This is a genomic window from Phytopseudomonas daroniae, from assembly GCF_004327275.1.
GTDB lineage: Bacteria > Pseudomonadota > Gammaproteobacteria > Pseudomonadales > Pseudomonadaceae > Aquipseudomonas > Aquipseudomonas daroniae.
In genome coordinates this window covers 397,379-413,723 of the sequence record NZ_QJUJ01000002.1, presented here as the reverse complement: position 1 = coordinate 413,723, position 16,345 = coordinate 397,379, and the positions used below count along the sequence as shown (strand labels likewise).

The window sequence follows — 16,345 nt, the reverse complement described above, 5'->3', positions numbered from 1 at the left end:
ATAAAAAGATCGGCCGCGATTTCCGGCGACACGACGAAGCCACCGACGGGATAGGAACGGCAGGCCAAAAAACAAAAACCGGGGCAGGAGCCCCGGTTGTGCAACCACCTGAATGTCAGATGCGTTCGAAGACCGTGGTGATCCCCTGGCCCAACCCAACGCACATGGTCGCGACGCCGAAGGTACCGCCGTTCTGCTTCATCACGTTCAGCAGGGTACCGGAGATACGCGCTCCGGAACAACCGAACGGGTGGCCCAGGGCGATGGCGCCACCGTGCAGATTGACCTTCTCTTCCATCTTGTCGAGCAGCTTGAGATCCTTCAGCACAGGCAGGGCCTGGGCAGCGAAGGCTTCGTTGAGCTCGACGAAATCGATGTCGTCGATGGTCAGGCCGGCGCGCTTGAGCGCTTTCTGAGTCGACGGTACCGGGCCGTAACCCATGATCGCCGGATCCACACCCGCCACCGCCATGGCACGTACCACCGCCATCGGCTGAATGCCAAGATCCTGAGCCCGCTGGGCAGACATCACGATCATGCAGGAGGCGCCATCGGTGATCTGCGACGAGGTGCCCGCCGTGACGGTACCGCCCTTGGGATTGAACGCCGGCTTGAGATCGGCCAGGCTTTCCAGGGTGGTCTCGGGACGGATGGTTTCATCGAAGTCGAAGACCTTGAGGAAGCCGTTTTCGTCATAGCCCTGCAGCGGGATGATTTCGTCCTTGAACTTGCCTTCGACAGTAGCCTTGTGGGCCAACTGGTGCGAACGCACACCGAACTTGTCCTGGGCCTCACGGGTAATACCGTGCATCTTGCCCAGCATCTCGGCGGTCAGGCCCATCATGCCGGATGCCTTGGCGGCGTACAGCGACAGGTGTGGGTTGGGGTCGACACCATGCATCATGCCGACGTGGCCCATGTGCTCGACGCCACCGACCACGAACACGTCGCCGTTACCGGTCTGGATCGCCTGCACGGCGGTGTGCAGGGCGCTCATCGACGAGCCGCACAGACGGCTGACGGTCTGCCCGGCGCTGGTGTGCGGGATCTGGGTCATCAGCGAGGCCATGCGGGCGATGTTCCAGCCCTGCTCCAGGGTCTGGTTGACGCAACCCCAGATGACGTCTTCGACTTCCTTGGGGTCGACCTTGTCGTTGCGCTCCAGCAACTTGCTGATCAGCTGCGCCGACAGGGTTTCGGCACGGGTATTACGGTGCATGCCGCCCTTGGAACGACCCATTGGGGTACGGCCGAAGTCGACGATGACTGCATCTCTTGGATTCAGGCTCATAAATTCACTCTCGCTCCAATCGTTGCGCGATTAACCGAAGAAGGTCTGGCCGTTCTTGGCCATTTCACGCAGTTTCTCGGTCGGCTGATACAGCGCGCCCAGATCGGCGTACTTGTCGGCCAGGGCCACGAACTCGGCTACCCCGACACTGTCGATGTAGCGCAACGCGCCACCACGGAAGGGTGGGAAACCGATACCGTAGATCAGGCCCATATCGGCCTCGGCGGCGGTCTCGACGATACCGTCCTCCAGGCAGCGCACGGTTTCCATGCACAGGGGGATCATCATGGTGTTGATGATGTCCTCGTCGCTCAGCTCGCGCTGCTCGACCACGATCGACTTGAGCAGCTCGTAAGCCTCGGGATCGGTGACTTTCTTCGGCTTGCCGCGCTTGTCGGTCTCGTAGGCGTAGAAGCCCTTGCCATTCTTCTGACCCAGGCGGTTGGCCTCGTACATCACGTCGACCGCTGTCCTGCCTTCGACCGCCATGCGATCCGGGAAGCCTTCGGCCATCACGTCACGACCGTGGTGGCCGGTGTCGATGCCGACGACGTCGGAGAGATAAGCCGGGCCCATGGGCCAGCCGAACTTTTCCATGACCTTGTCGATGCGCGCGAAGTCGACGCCAAAGCTCAGCAGCTTGGAGAAGCCACCGAAGTACGGGAACAGCACGCGGTTGACCAGGAAGCCCGGGCAGTCGTTGACCACGATCGGATTCTTGCCCATCTTCTTGGCGTACGCCACGGTAGTGGCCACCGCCTTGTCGCTGGATTTCTCACCACGGATGACTTCGACCAGCGGCATCATGTGCACCGGGTTGAAGAAGTGCATGCCGACGAAGTTTTCCGGGCGTTTGAGCGCCTTGGCCAGCAGGCTGATGGAGATGGTCGAGGTGTTGGACGCCAGAATGGTGTCTTCCTTGACCGCTGCCTCTACCTCGGCCAGCACGGCCTGCTTGACCTTGGGGTTCTCGACCACGGCTTCGACGACGATATCGACATTGGCGAAGTCGCCATAGGACATGGTCGGACGAATGGCATTCAGCGAGTCGGCCATCTGCGCGGCAGTCATGCGGCCCTTCTCGACGCGCTTGCCGAGCAGCTTGGCAGCCTCGTTCAGGCCCATCTGGATACCCTCTTCGCGGATATCCTTCATCAGGATCGGCGTGCCCTTGGACGCCGATTGGTAGGCGATACCACCACCCATGATGCCGGCACCCAGCACCGCGGCCAGTTTCACGTCCTGAGCGATAGCGTCGTGGGCCTTGGCTTTCTTCTTCAGCTCCTGATCGTTGAGGAACAGGCCGATCAGGCTTTCCGCTACCGAGGTCTTGGCCAGTTTGGCGAAACCGGCGGCTTCGACTTCCAGCGCCTTGTCACGACCGAAGTTGGCGGCTTTCTGAATGCTCTTGATCGCTTCGACCGGCGCAGGATAGTTCGGCCCGGCCTGGCCAGCGACGAAACCCTTGGCGGTTTCGAAGGCCATCATCTGCTCGATGGCGTTGAGCTTGAGTTTTTCCAGCTTGGGCTGACGCTTGGCCTTGTAATCCAGCTCACCGGAAATCGCGCGTTTGATCAGATCCAGCGCACCACTCTGTAGCTTGTCAGCGCTGACCACGGCATCGACCGCACCGACCTTGAGAGCAGCATCGGCACGGTTTTCCTTGCCGGAGGCAATCCACTCGACGGCGTTGTCGGTACCGATCAGACGCGGCAGGCGGACGGTACCACCGAAGCCCGGGTAGATACCCAGCTTGACCTCGGGCAGACCGATCTTGGCGCCTTCGGCCATGATCCGATAGTCGGCGGCCAGACACATCTCCAGGCCACCGCCCAGGGCAATGCCATTGATCGCCACGACGGTGGGCACCGCCAGGTCTTCGAAATCACTGAAGATCCTGTTGGCTTCCAGGTTGCCGGCGACCAGCTGTTCTTCGGGCAGCTTGAAGTTGTCGACGAACTCGGTGATGTCGGCACCGACGATGAACACGTCCTTGCCGCTGCTGACGATCACGCCTTTGATCGAGGCATCGGCCTTGATCGCATCGACGGACTGACGGAGCTCGCTCAGGGTTAGACGATTGAACTTGTTGACGGACTCACCCTTGAGGTCGAACTTGAGTTCGACGATGCCGCTTTCAAGAGCCTTAACCGTGATGGCTTTACCTTCGTAAATCATCAACTGATCTCCACGCTAGGGAATCTGAACAGTACACACCGGAGTTAGGGTCTGTTGGTGTTTCAGCACAGCCGCGTTGCTGCGAGAAATCTCGCCAGGCGAGGCGGAGGACGCAGGGAATGGCATTCCCTTTTCAAGTCCTCCAACGACGCATGGCGACATTTCTCGCGCAACCCATGGGCCGGGTCAGTTTTTGCGCGATGCTGCGTTACTCGGTGACTCATTTGGCCAGCCAAACTTCGCACCTCGTGCCTTACCTCGCGCAAAAACTGACTCCGGCGCGGTCGCGCTGAAACGCCAACAGACCCTATCCAGCAAACTCACGCCACAAAACACCGTAGACGAAAATCCGCTACCCACCGATGCGATATTCGGACTGGATTGGGCATTGCCGAACAGGCAAACACTCAATTCATACGCCCGTTTGATTTGGGTGAGCACACCTTCACGGAAAAGCCGGTAATTGTCAATTGGCGTTCTGTAGTCACTTGCAGCGTGCACTACCAGCGTACGGTGATCGAACAAGCCTGCTGCGAAAAACCGATCATTGGCGTCGATAACGCATCATTCGGCCAACATGATCCAGCCGATGCGTATCGCTAGCCAAAATCAAACACGGCGACTAGGGTCTGTTGACGTTTCAGCACGACCGCGTCGGAGCCCTTCGGGTTGCGCGGGAAATCACGCCATGCGTCGTTGGAGGACTTGAAAAGGGAATGCCATTCCCTGCGTCCTCCGCCTCGCCTGGCGTGATTTCTCGCGGCAACGCGGCTTGCGCTGAAACGCCAATAGACCCTAAAGTCGCGCGATTCGGCTGACGCCGAATGACCAAAACAACAATAACGACGTGTCTTCACCGAGGTTCCAGCATGCCGAAACGCCTGCGCGCCATCTCTTTGCATACCCTGCTCGCCACCCTTCTGCTGCTGCCTGGTTTGGCTGCTGCCGCCGAAACGTCTCCTCACCTGCAGCATCTGCTGCGCATGCACCTGGCTGCGCAGAAGAGCCTGGGCGACTTCTACATGTACAACAGCATGGAAGGCGATCAGCGCTATGCGCGGATGATCGACGAGTCTCGCCGAGAGGCCAGTGAACAGCTGCAGAAACTGGCAAACATGCCTGACGTCGGCGCGGCTCGCCTGCAAGCCCAACTGCAACAGGAATGGCAAGCCTATGACCAGGAGCTGACGGCGCTAATGAGCACGCTGGGAAAGCAGGGCTACACGGACTTGCAACCGGTCGCCGACATGGCGGCTCGCAACCGGCAGGTTTTGGCGACCTGCCAGGCGCTCCATGAGGCGCTGCAGCATGCAGACACCCACGCAATATCCGAGCAGACAGCGGACACGCGGCAGCTCAGCCTATTGATGCAGAGTCTCGCGGTGAGCTACGCCGCACGCAGTGCGTCGGTGGGGGCCAGTTTTTCCGGAGATAGCGCCGAGCGGCCTATCGAGGAGCTGGTGGCCGACTTTTCCAGCCGCCTGGATGCGCTGCGCAGCCTGCCGGGCAACAGCGTAGCGATCAATTCGGCTCTGGACGGGGTGCTGACCAAGTGGCGCTATATCGAGAACTCTCTGCGCAACTACAACGAGAAAAGCGTTCCGTTTCTGGTCAACAAGTACTCGGACAGCATCATCCACGGGCTGATGGAGGTCACCGACCTTTACGAGCAAGGCGGCCGATCGTGACCGATAGCAACGCGCCGCAGCGAAACGCGAAGCGCTCAGGCACGAGCCTTGAGGAATGTCGCAATAGTCTGCAACGATTCCGGCTGTGCGCGCTCCCCCCAGAAAAGAGCGATCATCTGCGCGCTGGCTTCGGCCTTGTAGACATCACCCGGCAAGGTGCCGAGCTGCTCGGCGAGCGACACATCCGCGCAGGGCTCCTGCCATTTGTTCAGCCATTTGCCCGGTTCGCTCTGCCAGTAACACCAGCTGTCCTGCCGCCCGCGGGGGCGCGGATGATGGTATTGCGGGCAGGGGCTGGGCGGCGTCTTGCTCATCCAGTACGGCCACTCCTCGCGCGCCAGCTGCATCGCCAGCCCCATGCGTCGCGCCTGCAGGCGAACATCCATCTGGCCACGCTGACGCCGCGATGGCACCAACCAGACCAGAGGGCTGAGCGCAACTACCAGTAAGGCGACAACGATCCATCCCGTCATAATTTCTATCTCGTGTGCGCAACCTGTGGTAAATGCTCAAATCAGCCATACTTGAAATCATTGGTCACCCTTGAAGGAGACAATCTCATGTCCTACCAGCACATTCTGGTCGCCGTCGACCTGACCGAGGAGTGCGACCCGGTAATGAAGCGCGCCCAGGCTCTGGCCAGCAGCACCCAGGCGAAACTGTCCGTGGTGCATATCGTCGAACCCATGGCCATGGCTTTTGGCGGCGACGTACCGATGGATCTGTCGATGCTGCAACAACAGCAGTTCGAGCAGGCCAAGGAGCGCCTCGACGCCTTCGCCCTCAAGCACCCTCAGCTCACTCCCGAAAACCGCCATCTGGCTTATGGCCAGCCACGCCAGGAAATTCATCGCCTGGCTTCCGAGCAGCGCTGCGACCTGATCATCGTCGGCAGCCACGGCCGTCATGGCCTGGCCCTGCTACTCGGCTCGACCGCCAATGACGTACTGCATGGCGCGCCCTGCGACGTGCTGGCTGTCAGCCTGAAGAAGCCGTCGGCCTAACCGATCTGTAGTGAACGACGCCGGGCAAAAGCCCGGCGTCGTAGCATCAGCTATCTGCTGGTGGGCCGAGGTGAATTGTCTTCGCCCCAGCAGTCCTCATCAGCCTTCCAGTTCAGCCCAGCGCTCGACCAGCCGCTCCAGTTCTTCCTGCTGCGCCTGCAACTGCGCCAGCACCGCCGAGGTGTGCTCGCTGGGCTGCTGGTAGAACGCAGGATCGGCGACCTGACCTTCCAGTGCGGCGATCTTCTGCTCCAGCGCATCGATTTGCTCAGGCATGGCATCCAGTTCGCGCTGATGCTTGTAGCTGAGTTTCTTTTTCGCCACGGGAGCATTGTCTGCCGGCTCGGCAACGGGTGCCGGGGCCGGCGCCTCGACCACAGCGGAACCCAGCTCAGCCTTGCCCGATTTGGTCTCGCCGACACCCAGCAGGCGAGGCGAGCCCCCCTGACGCAGCCAGTCCTGATAACCGCCAACGTACTCGCGCACCTTGCCCTCACCTTCGAAGACCAGGGTGCTGGTGACCACGTTGTCGAGGAATGCCCGGTCGTGGCTGACCATCAGTACCGTGCCCTGGAAAGTCAGCAACACCTCCTCGAGCAGTTCGAGGGTTTCTACATCGAGGTCGTTGGTCGGCTCATCGAGCACCAGCAGGTTGGCGGGTTTGCTGAACAGTTTGGCCAGCAACAGGCGCGCGCGCTCACCACCGGACAGCGCCTTGACCGGCGTACGGGCACGCTGCGGGCTGAACAGGAAATCGCCGAGGTAGCTGAGCACGTGACGATTCTGCCCATCGATCTCGATGAAGTCGCGGCCTTCGGCGACGTTGTCGATAACGGTCTTTTCCAGATCCAACTGATGGCGCAGCTGATCGAAATAGGCGACATCGATCCTGGTGCCCTCTTCCACTTTGCCGCTGGTCGGCTGCAGACCGCTGAGCATCAGTTTCAGCAAGGTGGTCTTGCCGGTGCCGTTGGCGCCCAGCAGACCGATACGGTCGCCGCGCTGCAGCACCATGGAGAAATCGCGAATCAGGAACGGGCCGCCCGGGTGCGCGAAGCTGACGTTTTCCAGCACCATCACCTGCTTGCCGGATTTCTCCGCGGTGTCGAGCTGAATGTTGGCCTTGCCGGTGCGCTCACGGCGCTCGCTGCGCTCCGCACGCAGAGCCTTCAGCGCCCGCACACGGCCTTCGTTACGGGTACGCCGGGCCTTGATGCCCTGGCGAATCCACACTTCTTCCTGGGCCAGACGCTTGTCGAACAGCGCGTTGGCGGTTTCCTCGGCGGCCAGCATGGCCTCCTTGTGCACCAGGAAGCTGGCGTAGTCGCCATTCCAGTCGATCAGCCCGCCACGATCCAGTTCGAGAATGCGCGTGGCCAGGTTCTGCAGGAAGGAACGGTCGTGGGTGATGAACAGCACGGCGCCCTGGAAGTCCTTCAGGGCTTCTTCCAGCCAAGCGATCGCGCCGATGTCCAGGTGGTTGGTCGGCTCGTCGAGCAACAGCAGATCCGGCTCGCTGACCAGCGCCTGGGCCAGCAGCACGCGGCGGCGCCAGCCACCGGACAGCTCGGCGAGGGTCTTGTCCGCAGGCAGTTGCAAACGGCTCAGGGTACTGTCGACCAGTTGCTGCAGGCGCCAGCCGTCACGGGCTTCGAGATCCTGCTGAACGTGCATCAGCTTGTTCAGGTCGTCTTCGGTGACGCAGTTCTGCGCCAGGTGATGGTATTGCGCGAGTAACTCGCCGACGCCATCGAGCCCCTGGGCGACGACGTCGAACACGGTACGCCCATCGGCCACCGGCAACTCTTGCGGCAGCTCGCCGATTTTCAGCCCCGGGGCGCGCCAGACTGCGCCATCATCGGGCTTCTGATCACCCTTGACCAGCTTGAGCATGCTGGACTTGCCGGTGCCATTGCGGCCAATGATGCACACCCGCTCGCCACGGGCGATCTGCCAAGACACCTTGTCCAGCAGCGGCATGGCGCCATAGGCCAGGGAAACATCGGTGAACTTGAGCAGGGTCATGGGAGTTGCCTCGACAATACGCTGGGGTGATGGGCGAAAAGAGTGTGCGAACGCAGCCAATGGGTTCGCCGCGTGGCCGACCACCACGAAACTGATCTGGCCAGCGCATGCGCCAGCCAAAAACCGGGCGCGTATTCTAACCGAGAAGGCCCTCGGCGTCTGTCAGGCCGTACGCACCGGCGGTCGATGTGACATAAACAGACATGCGCCGGGGCGCAGCGGCCCTTTCGCGTCAAGCGGGCAAAAGGCTAAGCTAACGCCCGTTGTCGTCAACGCACCCGGAATCTGCTGCGCTGAACGGCAACCGCCCCAAGGGCGCATCGAGCGACCGGCATCAGCCAGATCGCGCCCGCTCACGAGATGATCCCCCGGAAGTGCCATGCGCTGTCGTTTGCCCAGCCTGCTGTCCTGCCTGATTCTTTGCGCCACCACGGCAACCCTGAGCCAGGCGGCGAGCCTGACCCAGCAACGCCAATATTACGATGAGGCCAAGGCCGCTCTTGCGAAGGGCGACAAAGGTCCTTATCAGCGCTACGCCAGCGCCCTGCGCGACTATCCGCTGACGCCTTATCTGGCGTATGAAGAACTTACCGCGCGTCTGAAGTGGGCCAGCAACGACGAGATCGAAGCCTTCCTCGCTGCGCATGGCGATCTGCCTCAGGCCAATTGGATGAAGTTGCGCTGGCTGCGCTGGCTGGCCGAGCGCGGCGAATGGCAGACCTTCGCCAAGTACTACGATCCGGAGCTCAACTTCACCGAACTCGACTGCCTCAACGGCCAGCGCCAGCTCAACCAGGGCCAGACCGCCGAAGGCTATGCCAGCGCCGAGAAACTCTGGCTGGTTGGCAAATCGCAACCTGAAGCCTGTGATCGTTTGTTCGACCGCTGGGCAGCCGAGGGCCAACTGACCGAACAACGCCGCTGGCAGCGCACCAAACTGGCAGCCGAAGCGCGTAATTACGGCCTGGCCACGTTCCTGAGCAAAGGTCTTTCAACCCTCGGCAACCACGGCAAACTACTCGTGGAAGTGGGGCAGAAGCCACAGATTCTCACTCAGACAGCCCGTTTCGCACCGGCAGACGATGCCATGGGCGATGTAGTCAGCCTCGGTCTGCGCCGTCTCGCCCGCCAGGATCCGGAGCAGGCCCTGAGCCTGCTCGAAGGCTATTCCCAGCGCATGCACTTCTCCGACCAGGAAAAGGTCTCCATCGCCAACGAAATCGGCCTGACCCTGGCGCGGCGCTTCGACCCCCGCGCCCTCGACGTGATGGCCAAATACGACCCCAACCTGCGTGACGACACGGTCAGCGAGTGGCGCGCGCGCCTGCTACTGCGCCTGGGCCGCTGGGACGAGGCCTACAAGCTGATCCAGCGCATGCCCGAATCCCTCGCCAGCACCAACCGCTGGCGCTACTGGCAGGCGCGCAGCCTGCAGTTGGCGCAACCCAACGGCAAGGCCGCCCAGCCCCTGTTCCAGAGCCTGGCCAAGGAACGCGATTTCTACGGGTTCATGGCTGCCGATCAGGTCAAGGAACCTTATCACCTGAAAAACGCGCCACTGCCGCTCAACGCCGACGTGATGAAAAAGGTGCGCAGCGCACCCGGCATCCGTCGTGCGATGGAGTTTCATGATCGTGGGCAAATCGTCGATGGCCGCCGCGAGTGGTACCACGCCAGCCGCCACTTCGACCGTGACGAGCTAGTGGCCCAGGCCCGCCTGGCCTACGACATGGAATGGTATTTCCCGGCCATCCGTACCATCAGCCTGGCGAAATACTGGGACGATCTCGATGTGCGCTTCCCGATGGCCCATCGTGAACCACTGACCGCCGAAGCGAAGAAGCGCGGCCTGAACTCCAGCTGGGTGTTCGCCATCACCCGCCAGGAAAGCGGTTTCATGGCCGATGCCAAGTCCCACGCCGGTGCCATGGGGCTGATGCAGGTCATGCCCGCCACCGCCAAGGAGACCGCACGCAAGTTCGGCATCCCTCTGAGCAACCCCAATAATGCGCTGCTGCCAACCATCAATATTCAACTGGGCACTGCCTACCTGAGCCAGATCTACGGCCAGTTCAACGGCAACCGGGTACTGGCGTCGGCCGCTTACAACGCCGGCCCAGGCCGCGTTCGCCAGTGGCTACGTGACGCCGATCACCTGTCCTACGACGTGTGGGTAGAGAACATCCCGTTCAATGAAACCCGCCAGTACGTGCAGAACGTGCTGTCCTACGCGGTGATCTACGGCGACAAGCTCAATGCACCACAACCGCTGGTGGGTTGGCACGAACGCTATTTCGACCAGTGAAGCAGCGGCAAGCTGCAAGCCTCAAGCCTCAAGCGGCAAGAAAGAGCGCGCATCGCTCCCGCGCCCATAGCTTAGGTTGAGCAGAGCGATACCCAGGGGCAATCTCTCCCGGGTGTCGCTACGCTCGACCCGGGCTACATCAGGAATGACTGGCGAACCATCAACCTACGCCAGCACCTCGACCGGCATCCCGACCAGCAATTCGCCGCTGCCGTGATTGATCAGGTTCTGCCCGAAGAGAATCTCGCCCTCGCGCTGGCGGTAGCTGCGCAAGGTGGTCAGGGGTTCGCGATCCGTGCTGCGCTCCCCGGTCTGCGGATCGATGGTGGTAATGATGCAGCGCGAGCAACCCTTGGCGACCGTGAACTCGACACCGCCGATACGAATGCGCTTCCAGCTGTCCTCGGCATAGGGCTCACTGCCCTGCACCACCAGGTTGGGGCGAAAACGCAGCATTTCCAGCGGCCGGCCAACCCGCGCGACCAGATCGTCCAGCGAAGCCTGGCCAATCAGCAGCAGCGGAAAGCCGTCGGCAAAACCAACTTTCTCGTCGCCCGTCACATTGCCTTCGATATAGCGCGCACGTTCCGCCGGCACGTGAACCAGGCGACAGGGCTTGCCCATGAATTCACTGACCCAGGCCGCGGCCTCGTCGCCGGCATCCGGTACGCGCATGCTGTCGCGCCAGATGATCACCCCACGCAGCGCCTCGTCGGGATCCGGCAGCGCGACATCGAGAGAAGGCCTGTCAGGTGCCTCGAGGGTCAGGCCGCCGACCTGATTCCAGCGCGCCTGCAGGCCGCTCATGCGAGGGAAGGTACGTTGCGTCAGGAAGCGCCCGTTCTCCGCGTCCGCCAGCATCCAGCGGCGATCACCGACCACACCCAGGCCGTCGAGCTGCAGGCTGGGTAGCGACTCGCCGATGGCGGACTTGAGGGGAAAGCGATAAAGCGAGGAAAGGTGCATGGCTCGGCGTCCTGACATGAGCGAAACGGCGGTTATACGCAAACCGCCGCCGTGGCTCAAGTCAGTGTTCGTCTAGCGCCAGACGCTCGCGAATCACATCGACCAGTTTGTCGGGCTGGAATTTCGAGAGAAAATTGTCGCAACCCACTTTCTTCACCATGGCGTCGTTGAAGCTGCCGGATAGCGACGTGTGCAGCACCACGTAGAGATCGCGCAGACGCGGATCCTGGCGAATCTCGGTGGTCAGGCGATAGCCGTCCATTTCCGGCATTTCGGCGTCGGTGAAGATCATCAGCAGCTTGTCGGTCATCACCTGCCCGGAATCGGCCCAGGCCTTGAGCATGCGCAGGGCTTTGAGGCCATCGGTGGCTATATGCATTTTCATGCCGAGCTGCGAGAGGGTATCGCGCAGCTGCGACAGGGCCACGCTGGAATCATCGACCAGCAGCACTTCACGACCGCGGGCTTTCTCCAGCAGCGGATCGGCCAGGCGATCACTGGAAATGCGTGTGTCGTAAGGCACTATCTCGGCCAGCACCTTCTCCACGTCGATGATTTCCACCAGTTGCTCATCGACCTTGGTGATGGCCGTCAGATAGTGGTGGCGCCCTGCTCCACCAGGCGGCGGCAGGATGGATTCCCAGTTGAGGTTGAGAATGCGGTCGATACCGCCGACCAGAAACGCCTGAACCGAACGATTGTATTCGGTGACTATTATGGTGCTGCGCTCATCGGGAACGATCGGCCGCATGCCGATAGCCTGGGACAGGTCGATGACCGGCAGGGTCTGGCCACGCAGATGGATCACCCCACAGACGAAACGATGCCGGTGCGGCATCAGCGTCAGCTTGGGCATCTGCAGCACTTCCTGCACCTTGAATACGTTGATCGCGAACAACTGCCGGCCAGCCAGACGGAACATCAGGATTTCCAGGCGGTTCTCGCCCACCAGCTGTGTCCGTTGATCAACGGTGTCGAGAATACCGGCCATTATTCGCTCCTGTGAGGCGTGATGTTCATGTGAAGGTATCGGCCAGTCGTGACATTACTGAAGGCGGCATGGCGCAATGCCATCGTGCACCAGCGGCCAGCGGGAAACCAGCGTCTCCACACCGTTGTAAAACGACCTGCTAGTCGTGCAGCAAAGGCGACTGCTGCGGCAGATGCACACGCAACGCCTGTGGCCGTGCAGCGAAACGCATGCTGCGCCCTTCACGCGGCTCGCCGTCGAGGTTCAGATCCAGCCCTTCGGGGGCTTCAATCTCCAGCCAGGGCAGTCGAGCGCTGACCGATACGCCCTCGATACCTTTCAGCCCGCCGGAGAACAGAGTGCCGAGCGTGCCGACCACATCAGAAGCGGCCGGGACAATGCACACGTCCAGCAAACCGTCGTTGACCCGTGCGCGCGGACACAGCACATGACCGCCGCCGGCCTGCCGCCCGTTGCCGATCCCCAGAGCGAGAAACTCGCCTTCCCACTGGAAGTCCGGGCCTTTGAAGCGACCGAACGCCGAGCGTACTTCGGCGAAGCGGGTCAGCCCGGTGAGCATATAGGCCGTGCCACCCAGCACCCGTTTGAGATCCTCGGAGGTATTGGCAGTAATGTTGGAGCCAAAGCCGCCAGTAGCCATATTGAGGAACAGTTGGCCGTCGACTTCGCCCATATCGATCGGCTGCGCTGGTGTGTCGAGCAGCGCCAACGCACCTGCAGGCGTAACCGGAATACCGGCAGCACTGGCGAAGTCATTGGCGGTTCCCAGCGGCAGCAATGCCAGGCTGGCATCCGTCTCGACCTTGGCCATCGCTTCGGCAACATCTCGCAGAGTGCCGTCGCCACCGCCAGCGATCAGCGTCCGATAGCCCGCTTGCAAGGCTTCCGCCACCAGACGCTGGGAATCGCCCTCCTCCCAGGTCAGGCGCACGGCCAGATCCCAGCCGCGCTCGCGCTGGGTCTTGACCGCAGCGCGTACTTCTTCGTTGAGGGACTGCTTGCCATGAAGGATCAGCAGCGCTTTACGCTCTTGCATAACGGCTCCGAAAACGGGATTGAAAACGACACTGCCCATACAGACAGCGTGCAGGGGAGATAATCACGCCTGCCGTCACCTGCTCACCGACTATCGACGTCACGCTTCAGCCGAGCAGCTCACTCATTGGAATGAAGCGCAGGCTATCGCCTTCTTCCAGAGTCGTGCCTTCCAGCACTTCCGCCAGTCCTTCGGCCCATGCAGCGCTGCGCAACACACCCGAACTCTGGTTCGAATAAGGCACGACGCGCCCGTTTTCCAGTCGCGCCCGCAGGTACTCACGACGCTTCCCCGGTTTCGTCCAGGCGAAGCCGGCCAGCACCGCGAAGCTCAGCGGCTCGACCTTCTGCACGCCGAGCCGGCGGAGCAGATAAGGCCGTGCCAGGAGAGCAAAGGTTACCAAGGTGGACGCTGGGTTCCCCGGCAGGCCGATCACCGGGCAACCACGGAACTCGCCAACCGTGAGCGGCTTGCCAGGCTTGATCGCCAGCTTCCACAAGGCCAGCTCACCAGCCTCGCGCAGGGCGATACCGAGAAAATCCGCCTCGCCCACCGACACGCCGCCGGTGGAGAGAATCAGGTCGACATCCTGTAACGCTCCCAGGGCCTCGCGCGTGCGCTCCAGATCATCAGCCAGGATGCCGCCATCGACGACCTCGCAACCCAGGCGCCGCAGCCAGGCGACCAGCAGATAGCGATTGCTGTTGTAGATCTGCCCGGCGCCCAGCGGCTGGCCCGGTTCGACCAGTTCGTCGCCGGTGGAGAGCACCGCCACCCGTGGCTTGCGGCGAACCGGCAATTGCGCCAGGCCAATGGAAGCGGCCAGGCCCAGCTCGACCGGCCCCAGACGCGTACCGGCTGCCAGGAGGGTTTCACCCTTGCGGTTTTCCTGCCCCTGGGGGCGGATGTTCTGACCAACGTTCAGGGGCTGATTGAAATGCACGCGACCGTCATCGCCAAGGCTGACGTTTTCCTGCATCTCCACGGTATCGGCGCCGAGCGGAACCGGCGCGCCAGTGAAAATCCGCGCGCAACTGCCCGGTTCCAGCGCCTCGGGCGCGGTGCCGGCAAAGATACGCTGGCTGACGGGCAGCGCCTCGCCCTGCCAATCGGACAGACGCAACGCATAGCCATCCATGGCGCTGTTCGGCCAGGGTGGCAGATCGAGACCGGCGATCATCGGTTCAGCCAGCACTCGGCCGTCAGCGTCGGCCAGGTCGACGAGTTCCTGGCCCTCGATCGGCATTGACTCGGCCAGCTCCAGCAGGCGAATCAGCGCCTGTTCCACCGGCATCAACGACGAATGCTGCTCGCTCATCCGCGGCTCTCGCAGGGAGCAGCAAGCTTGAGGTGCGGCACGAAATTGCAGGGGCGATGACGGGCATCGAGCTGCTCGGCCAGGATGCCGTCCCAGCCGGTGCGACAGGCATTGGTAGAGCCCGGCAGGCAACACACCAGTGTGCCATTGGCCAGGCCGGCCAGTGCCCGGGACTGGATGGTCGAAGTGCCGATATCGGCGGTGGAGATCTGCCGGAACAGTTCGCCGAAACCATCGACCTGTTTATCCAGCAGACAGGCCACCGCTTCCGGCGTGCTGTCGCGTCCGGTGAAGCCAGTGCCGCCGGTGATCAGCACGACCTGCACCACGTCTTCGGCGATCCAGGTGGCGACCTGGGCGCGGATCTTGTACAGGTCGTCCTTGAGCAGCACCCGCTCGGCGAGACTGTGACCGGCCGCTTTCAGGCGGTCGACGAACAATTGCCCGGAGGTATCGGTTTCCAGCGTGCGGGTATCACTGACGGTAAGAACGGCGATATTCAGGGGCACGAATGGCGCATCGGCCTTGTGGCTCATGGCAGGCTTCCAGTTGTCGTGAACAATGGCCGGTGTTATACCACAGCACCACCGCCGGAGACCCTGCCATGCCTACCCCTGCCCCGTCCCAAAGCCTCTCGGTGGTGCTGCTCGCAGGCGGGCGTGGCCAGCGTATGGGCGGGCGCGACAAGGGGCTGGTGCAGTGGCAGGAGCGACCAATGATCGCATGGCTGCACGACCAGGTACGGCCGCTGACCGACGACCTGATCATCTCCTGCAACCGTAACCATGAGACTTATGCGCCTTACGCCGACCGTCTGGTGGGCGACGACAGCAACGACTATCCAGGCCCTCTGGCCGGTATCCGCGCTGCGCTGCAGATCGCTCGCCACTCTCATCTGCTGGTGCTTCCCTGCGACGCTCCCAACGTCGACCGAGCACTGCTCGACGACCTGCTGGCGCTGGCCGGCGAACACCCGGTCATGGCAAAACGTGACGGCCACTGGGAGCCACTGTTCGCAGTCATTCCACGCGGCCTGCTGCCCTCTCTGGAGCAGGCCTGGCAGGCGGGTCAGCGCAGCACACAACGCTGGCTGCAGGATCATCACCCCGTGGCGCTGATCTGTGCGTCAGACGACCCGCGCCTGAGCAACGTCAATTCACCGCAGCTTCTTCAATAGAGCGGACTTGCGACACAAGCCGGCCGAGTGGATAAATAAGGTGAACTTGGGCTCGATGCGCCCGTCTTAGCCAAAGTAATCATTCAGCTTCGATTTAAGGAGACATTCCATGAAGCAACGGACTATCGCTGCATTCCTACTCGCGTTCGGCCTGGTTACCCTGGCCGGCTGTTCCACGCCGTCGGTGATCACCCTGAACGATGGCCGGGAAATCCAGACCGTGGATCGCCCTGACTTCGATGACGACACCGGCTTCTACGAGTTCGAACAGCTGGATGGCAAGCGCACCAAGGTCAACAAGGATCAGGTTCGCACCGTCAAAGAGCTGTAAGCGCCTTTGACCCTTCGTGGGCGTACGCGCCAGAC

At 61.9% G+C, this 16,345-nt stretch carries 14 protein-coding genes; 5 read left to right on the top strand and 9 right to left on the bottom strand.

Translation table 11 applies throughout. From position 1 onward, the window contains the following. Positions 1–115: 115 nt before the first annotated feature. Both fadA and fadB read right to left on the bottom strand, forming a co-directional pair. Positions 116–1,291, bottom strand: coding sequence for an acetyl-CoA C-acyltransferase FadA (gene fadA / locus DNK10_RS07035; RefSeq protein WP_131178374.1), 1,176 nt, complete (start codon positions 1,289–1,291; stop codon positions 116–118). A 30-nt stretch (positions 1,292–1,321) separates the two neighbouring features. Next, a complete protein-coding gene (gene fadB, locus DNK10_RS07030; RefSeq protein ID WP_131191030.1) occupies positions 1,322–3,469 on the bottom strand; it encodes a fatty acid oxidation complex subunit alpha FadB in 2,148 nt (715 codons plus the stop codon). A gap of 869 nt (positions 3,470–4,338) precedes the next feature. Between fadB and DNK10_RS07025 the strand changes: the two genes are divergently transcribed. Further along, complete coding sequence (locus DNK10_RS07025) at positions 4,339–5,157, top strand: hypothetical protein (RefSeq protein ID WP_131191029.1); 819 nt, start codon at positions 4,339–4,341, stop codon at positions 5,155–5,157. A 35-nt stretch (positions 5,158–5,192) separates the two neighbouring features. Here DNK10_RS07025 and DNK10_RS07020 read toward each other — a convergent pair whose 3' ends face one another. Next, a complete protein-coding gene (locus tag DNK10_RS07020; protein WP_131191028.1) occupies positions 5,193–5,630 on the bottom strand; it encodes a hypothetical protein in 438 nt (145 codons plus the stop codon). Between the two features lie 87 nt (positions 5,631–5,717). On the opposite strand from DNK10_RS07020, the gene DNK10_RS07015 reads away from it, so the two are divergent. Further along, complete coding sequence (locus tag DNK10_RS07015; protein ID WP_131178379.1) at positions 5,718–6,161, top strand: universal stress protein; 444 nt, start codon at positions 5,718–5,720, stop codon at positions 6,159–6,161. A gap of 99 nt (positions 6,162–6,260) precedes the next feature. Here the strand turns inward: DNK10_RS07015 and DNK10_RS07010 are convergent, their stop codons facing one another. Further along, positions 6,261–8,186 carry an ATP-binding cassette domain-containing protein gene (locus DNK10_RS07010; RefSeq protein ID WP_131191027.1) on the bottom strand — a complete coding sequence of 642 codons (1,926 nt, stop codon included), beginning with the start codon at positions 8,184–8,186 and terminating at the stop codon, positions 6,261–6,263. A 379-nt stretch (positions 8,187–8,565) separates the two neighbouring features. Here DNK10_RS07010 and DNK10_RS07005 point away from each other — a divergent pair, with 379 nt between their 5' ends. Then, entirely contained in the window at positions 8,566–10,491 is a 1,926-nt protein-coding gene (locus DNK10_RS07005; protein WP_131178381.1) for a transglycosylase SLT domain-containing protein, read from the top strand. 165 nt (positions 10,492–10,656) lie between these two features. Here DNK10_RS07005 and DNK10_RS07000 read toward each other — a convergent pair whose 3' ends face one another. From DNK10_RS07000 to moaB, 5 genes are all read right to left on the bottom strand, one after another. Continuing rightward, on the bottom strand, positions 10,657–11,457 hold the full coding sequence (locus tag DNK10_RS07000; RefSeq protein WP_131178382.1) for an MOSC domain-containing protein: 801 nt from the start codon (positions 11,455–11,457) through the stop codon (positions 10,657–10,659). 61 nt (positions 11,458–11,518) lie between these two features. Next, a complete protein-coding gene (locus DNK10_RS06995; protein WP_131178383.1) occupies positions 11,519–12,448 on the bottom strand; it encodes a chemotaxis protein CheV in 930 nt (309 codons plus the stop codon). A 139-nt stretch (positions 12,449–12,587) separates the two neighbouring features. Continuing rightward, positions 12,588–13,484 carry a lipid kinase YegS gene (gene yegS / locus DNK10_RS06990; protein WP_131191026.1) on the bottom strand — a complete coding sequence of 299 codons (897 nt, stop codon included), beginning with the start codon at positions 13,482–13,484 and terminating at the stop codon, positions 12,588–12,590. Positions 13,485–13,590: 106 nt separating this feature from the next. Further along, positions 13,591–14,802, bottom strand: coding sequence for a molybdopterin molybdotransferase MoeA (locus DNK10_RS06985; RefSeq protein WP_131191025.1), 1,212 nt, complete (start codon positions 14,800–14,802; stop codon positions 13,591–13,593). Continuing rightward, positions 14,799–15,338: a molybdenum cofactor biosynthesis protein B gene (gene moaB / locus DNK10_RS06980; RefSeq protein WP_131178386.1), complete on the bottom strand. Its 540-nt coding sequence runs from the start codon at positions 15,336–15,338 to the stop codon at positions 14,799–14,801. Before moaB ends, DNK10_RS06985 begins: the two co-directional genes overlap by 4 nt. A gap of 68 nt (positions 15,339–15,406) precedes the next feature. Between moaB and mobA the strand changes: the two genes are divergently transcribed. Continuing rightward, positions 15,407–15,979, top strand: a complete 573-nt coding sequence (gene mobA, locus DNK10_RS06975; RefSeq protein WP_131178387.1) for a molybdenum cofactor guanylyltransferase MobA — start codon at positions 15,407–15,409, stop codon at positions 15,977–15,979. A 109-nt stretch (positions 15,980–16,088) separates the two neighbouring features. After that, complete coding sequence (locus DNK10_RS06970) at positions 16,089–16,310, top strand: YgdI/YgdR family lipoprotein (protein ID WP_131178388.1); 222 nt, start codon at positions 16,089–16,091, stop codon at positions 16,308–16,310. Positions 16,311–16,345: the final 35 nt, after the last annotated feature.

What these genes read in the sequence shown, in the direction of transcription:
- fadA (WP_131178374.1), bottom strand. Translation starts at nt 1,291, where the DNA reads ATGAGCCTGAATCCAAGAGATGCAGTCATCGTCGACTTCGGCCGTACC.
- fadB (WP_131191030.1), bottom strand. Translation starts at nt 3,469, where the DNA reads ATGATTTACGAAGGTAAAGCCATCACGGTTAAGGCTCTTGAAAGCGGC.
- DNK10_RS07025 (WP_131191029.1), top strand. Translation starts at nt 4,339, where the DNA reads ATGCCGAAACGCCTGCGCGCCATCTCTTTGCATACCCTGCTCGCCACC.
- DNK10_RS07020 (WP_131191028.1), bottom strand. Translation starts at nt 5,630, where the DNA reads ATGACGGGATGGATCGTTGTCGCCTTACTGGTAGTTGCGCTCAGCCCT.
- DNK10_RS07015 (WP_131178379.1), top strand. Translation starts at nt 5,718, where the DNA reads ATGTCCTACCAGCACATTCTGGTCGCCGTCGACCTGACCGAGGAGTGC.
- DNK10_RS07010 (WP_131191027.1), bottom strand. Translation starts at nt 8,186, where the DNA reads ATGACCCTGCTCAAGTTCACCGATGTTTCCCTGGCCTATGGCGCCATG.
- DNK10_RS07005 (WP_131178381.1), top strand. Translation starts at nt 8,566, where the DNA reads ATGCGCTGTCGTTTGCCCAGCCTGCTGTCCTGCCTGATTCTTTGCGCC.
- DNK10_RS07000 (WP_131178382.1), bottom strand. Translation starts at nt 11,457, where the DNA reads ATGCACCTTTCCTCGCTTTATCGCTTTCCCCTCAAGTCCGCCATCGGC.
- DNK10_RS06995 (WP_131178383.1), bottom strand. Translation starts at nt 12,448, where the DNA reads ATGGCCGGTATTCTCGACACCGTTGATCAACGGACACAGCTGGTGGGC.
- yegS (WP_131191026.1), bottom strand. Translation starts at nt 13,484, where the DNA reads ATGCAAGAGCGTAAAGCGCTGCTGATCCTTCATGGCAAGCAGTCCCTC.
- DNK10_RS06985 (WP_131191025.1), bottom strand. Translation starts at nt 14,802, where the DNA reads ATGAGCGAGCAGCATTCGTCGTTGATGCCGGTGGAACAGGCGCTGATT.
- moaB (WP_131178386.1), bottom strand. Translation starts at nt 15,338, where the DNA reads ATGAGCCACAAGGCCGATGCGCCATTCGTGCCCCTGAATATCGCCGTT.
- mobA (WP_131178387.1), top strand. Translation starts at nt 15,407, where the DNA reads ATGCCTACCCCTGCCCCGTCCCAAAGCCTCTCGGTGGTGCTGCTCGCA.
- DNK10_RS06970 (WP_131178388.1), top strand. Translation starts at nt 16,089, where the DNA reads ATGAAGCAACGGACTATCGCTGCATTCCTACTCGCGTTCGGCCTGGTT.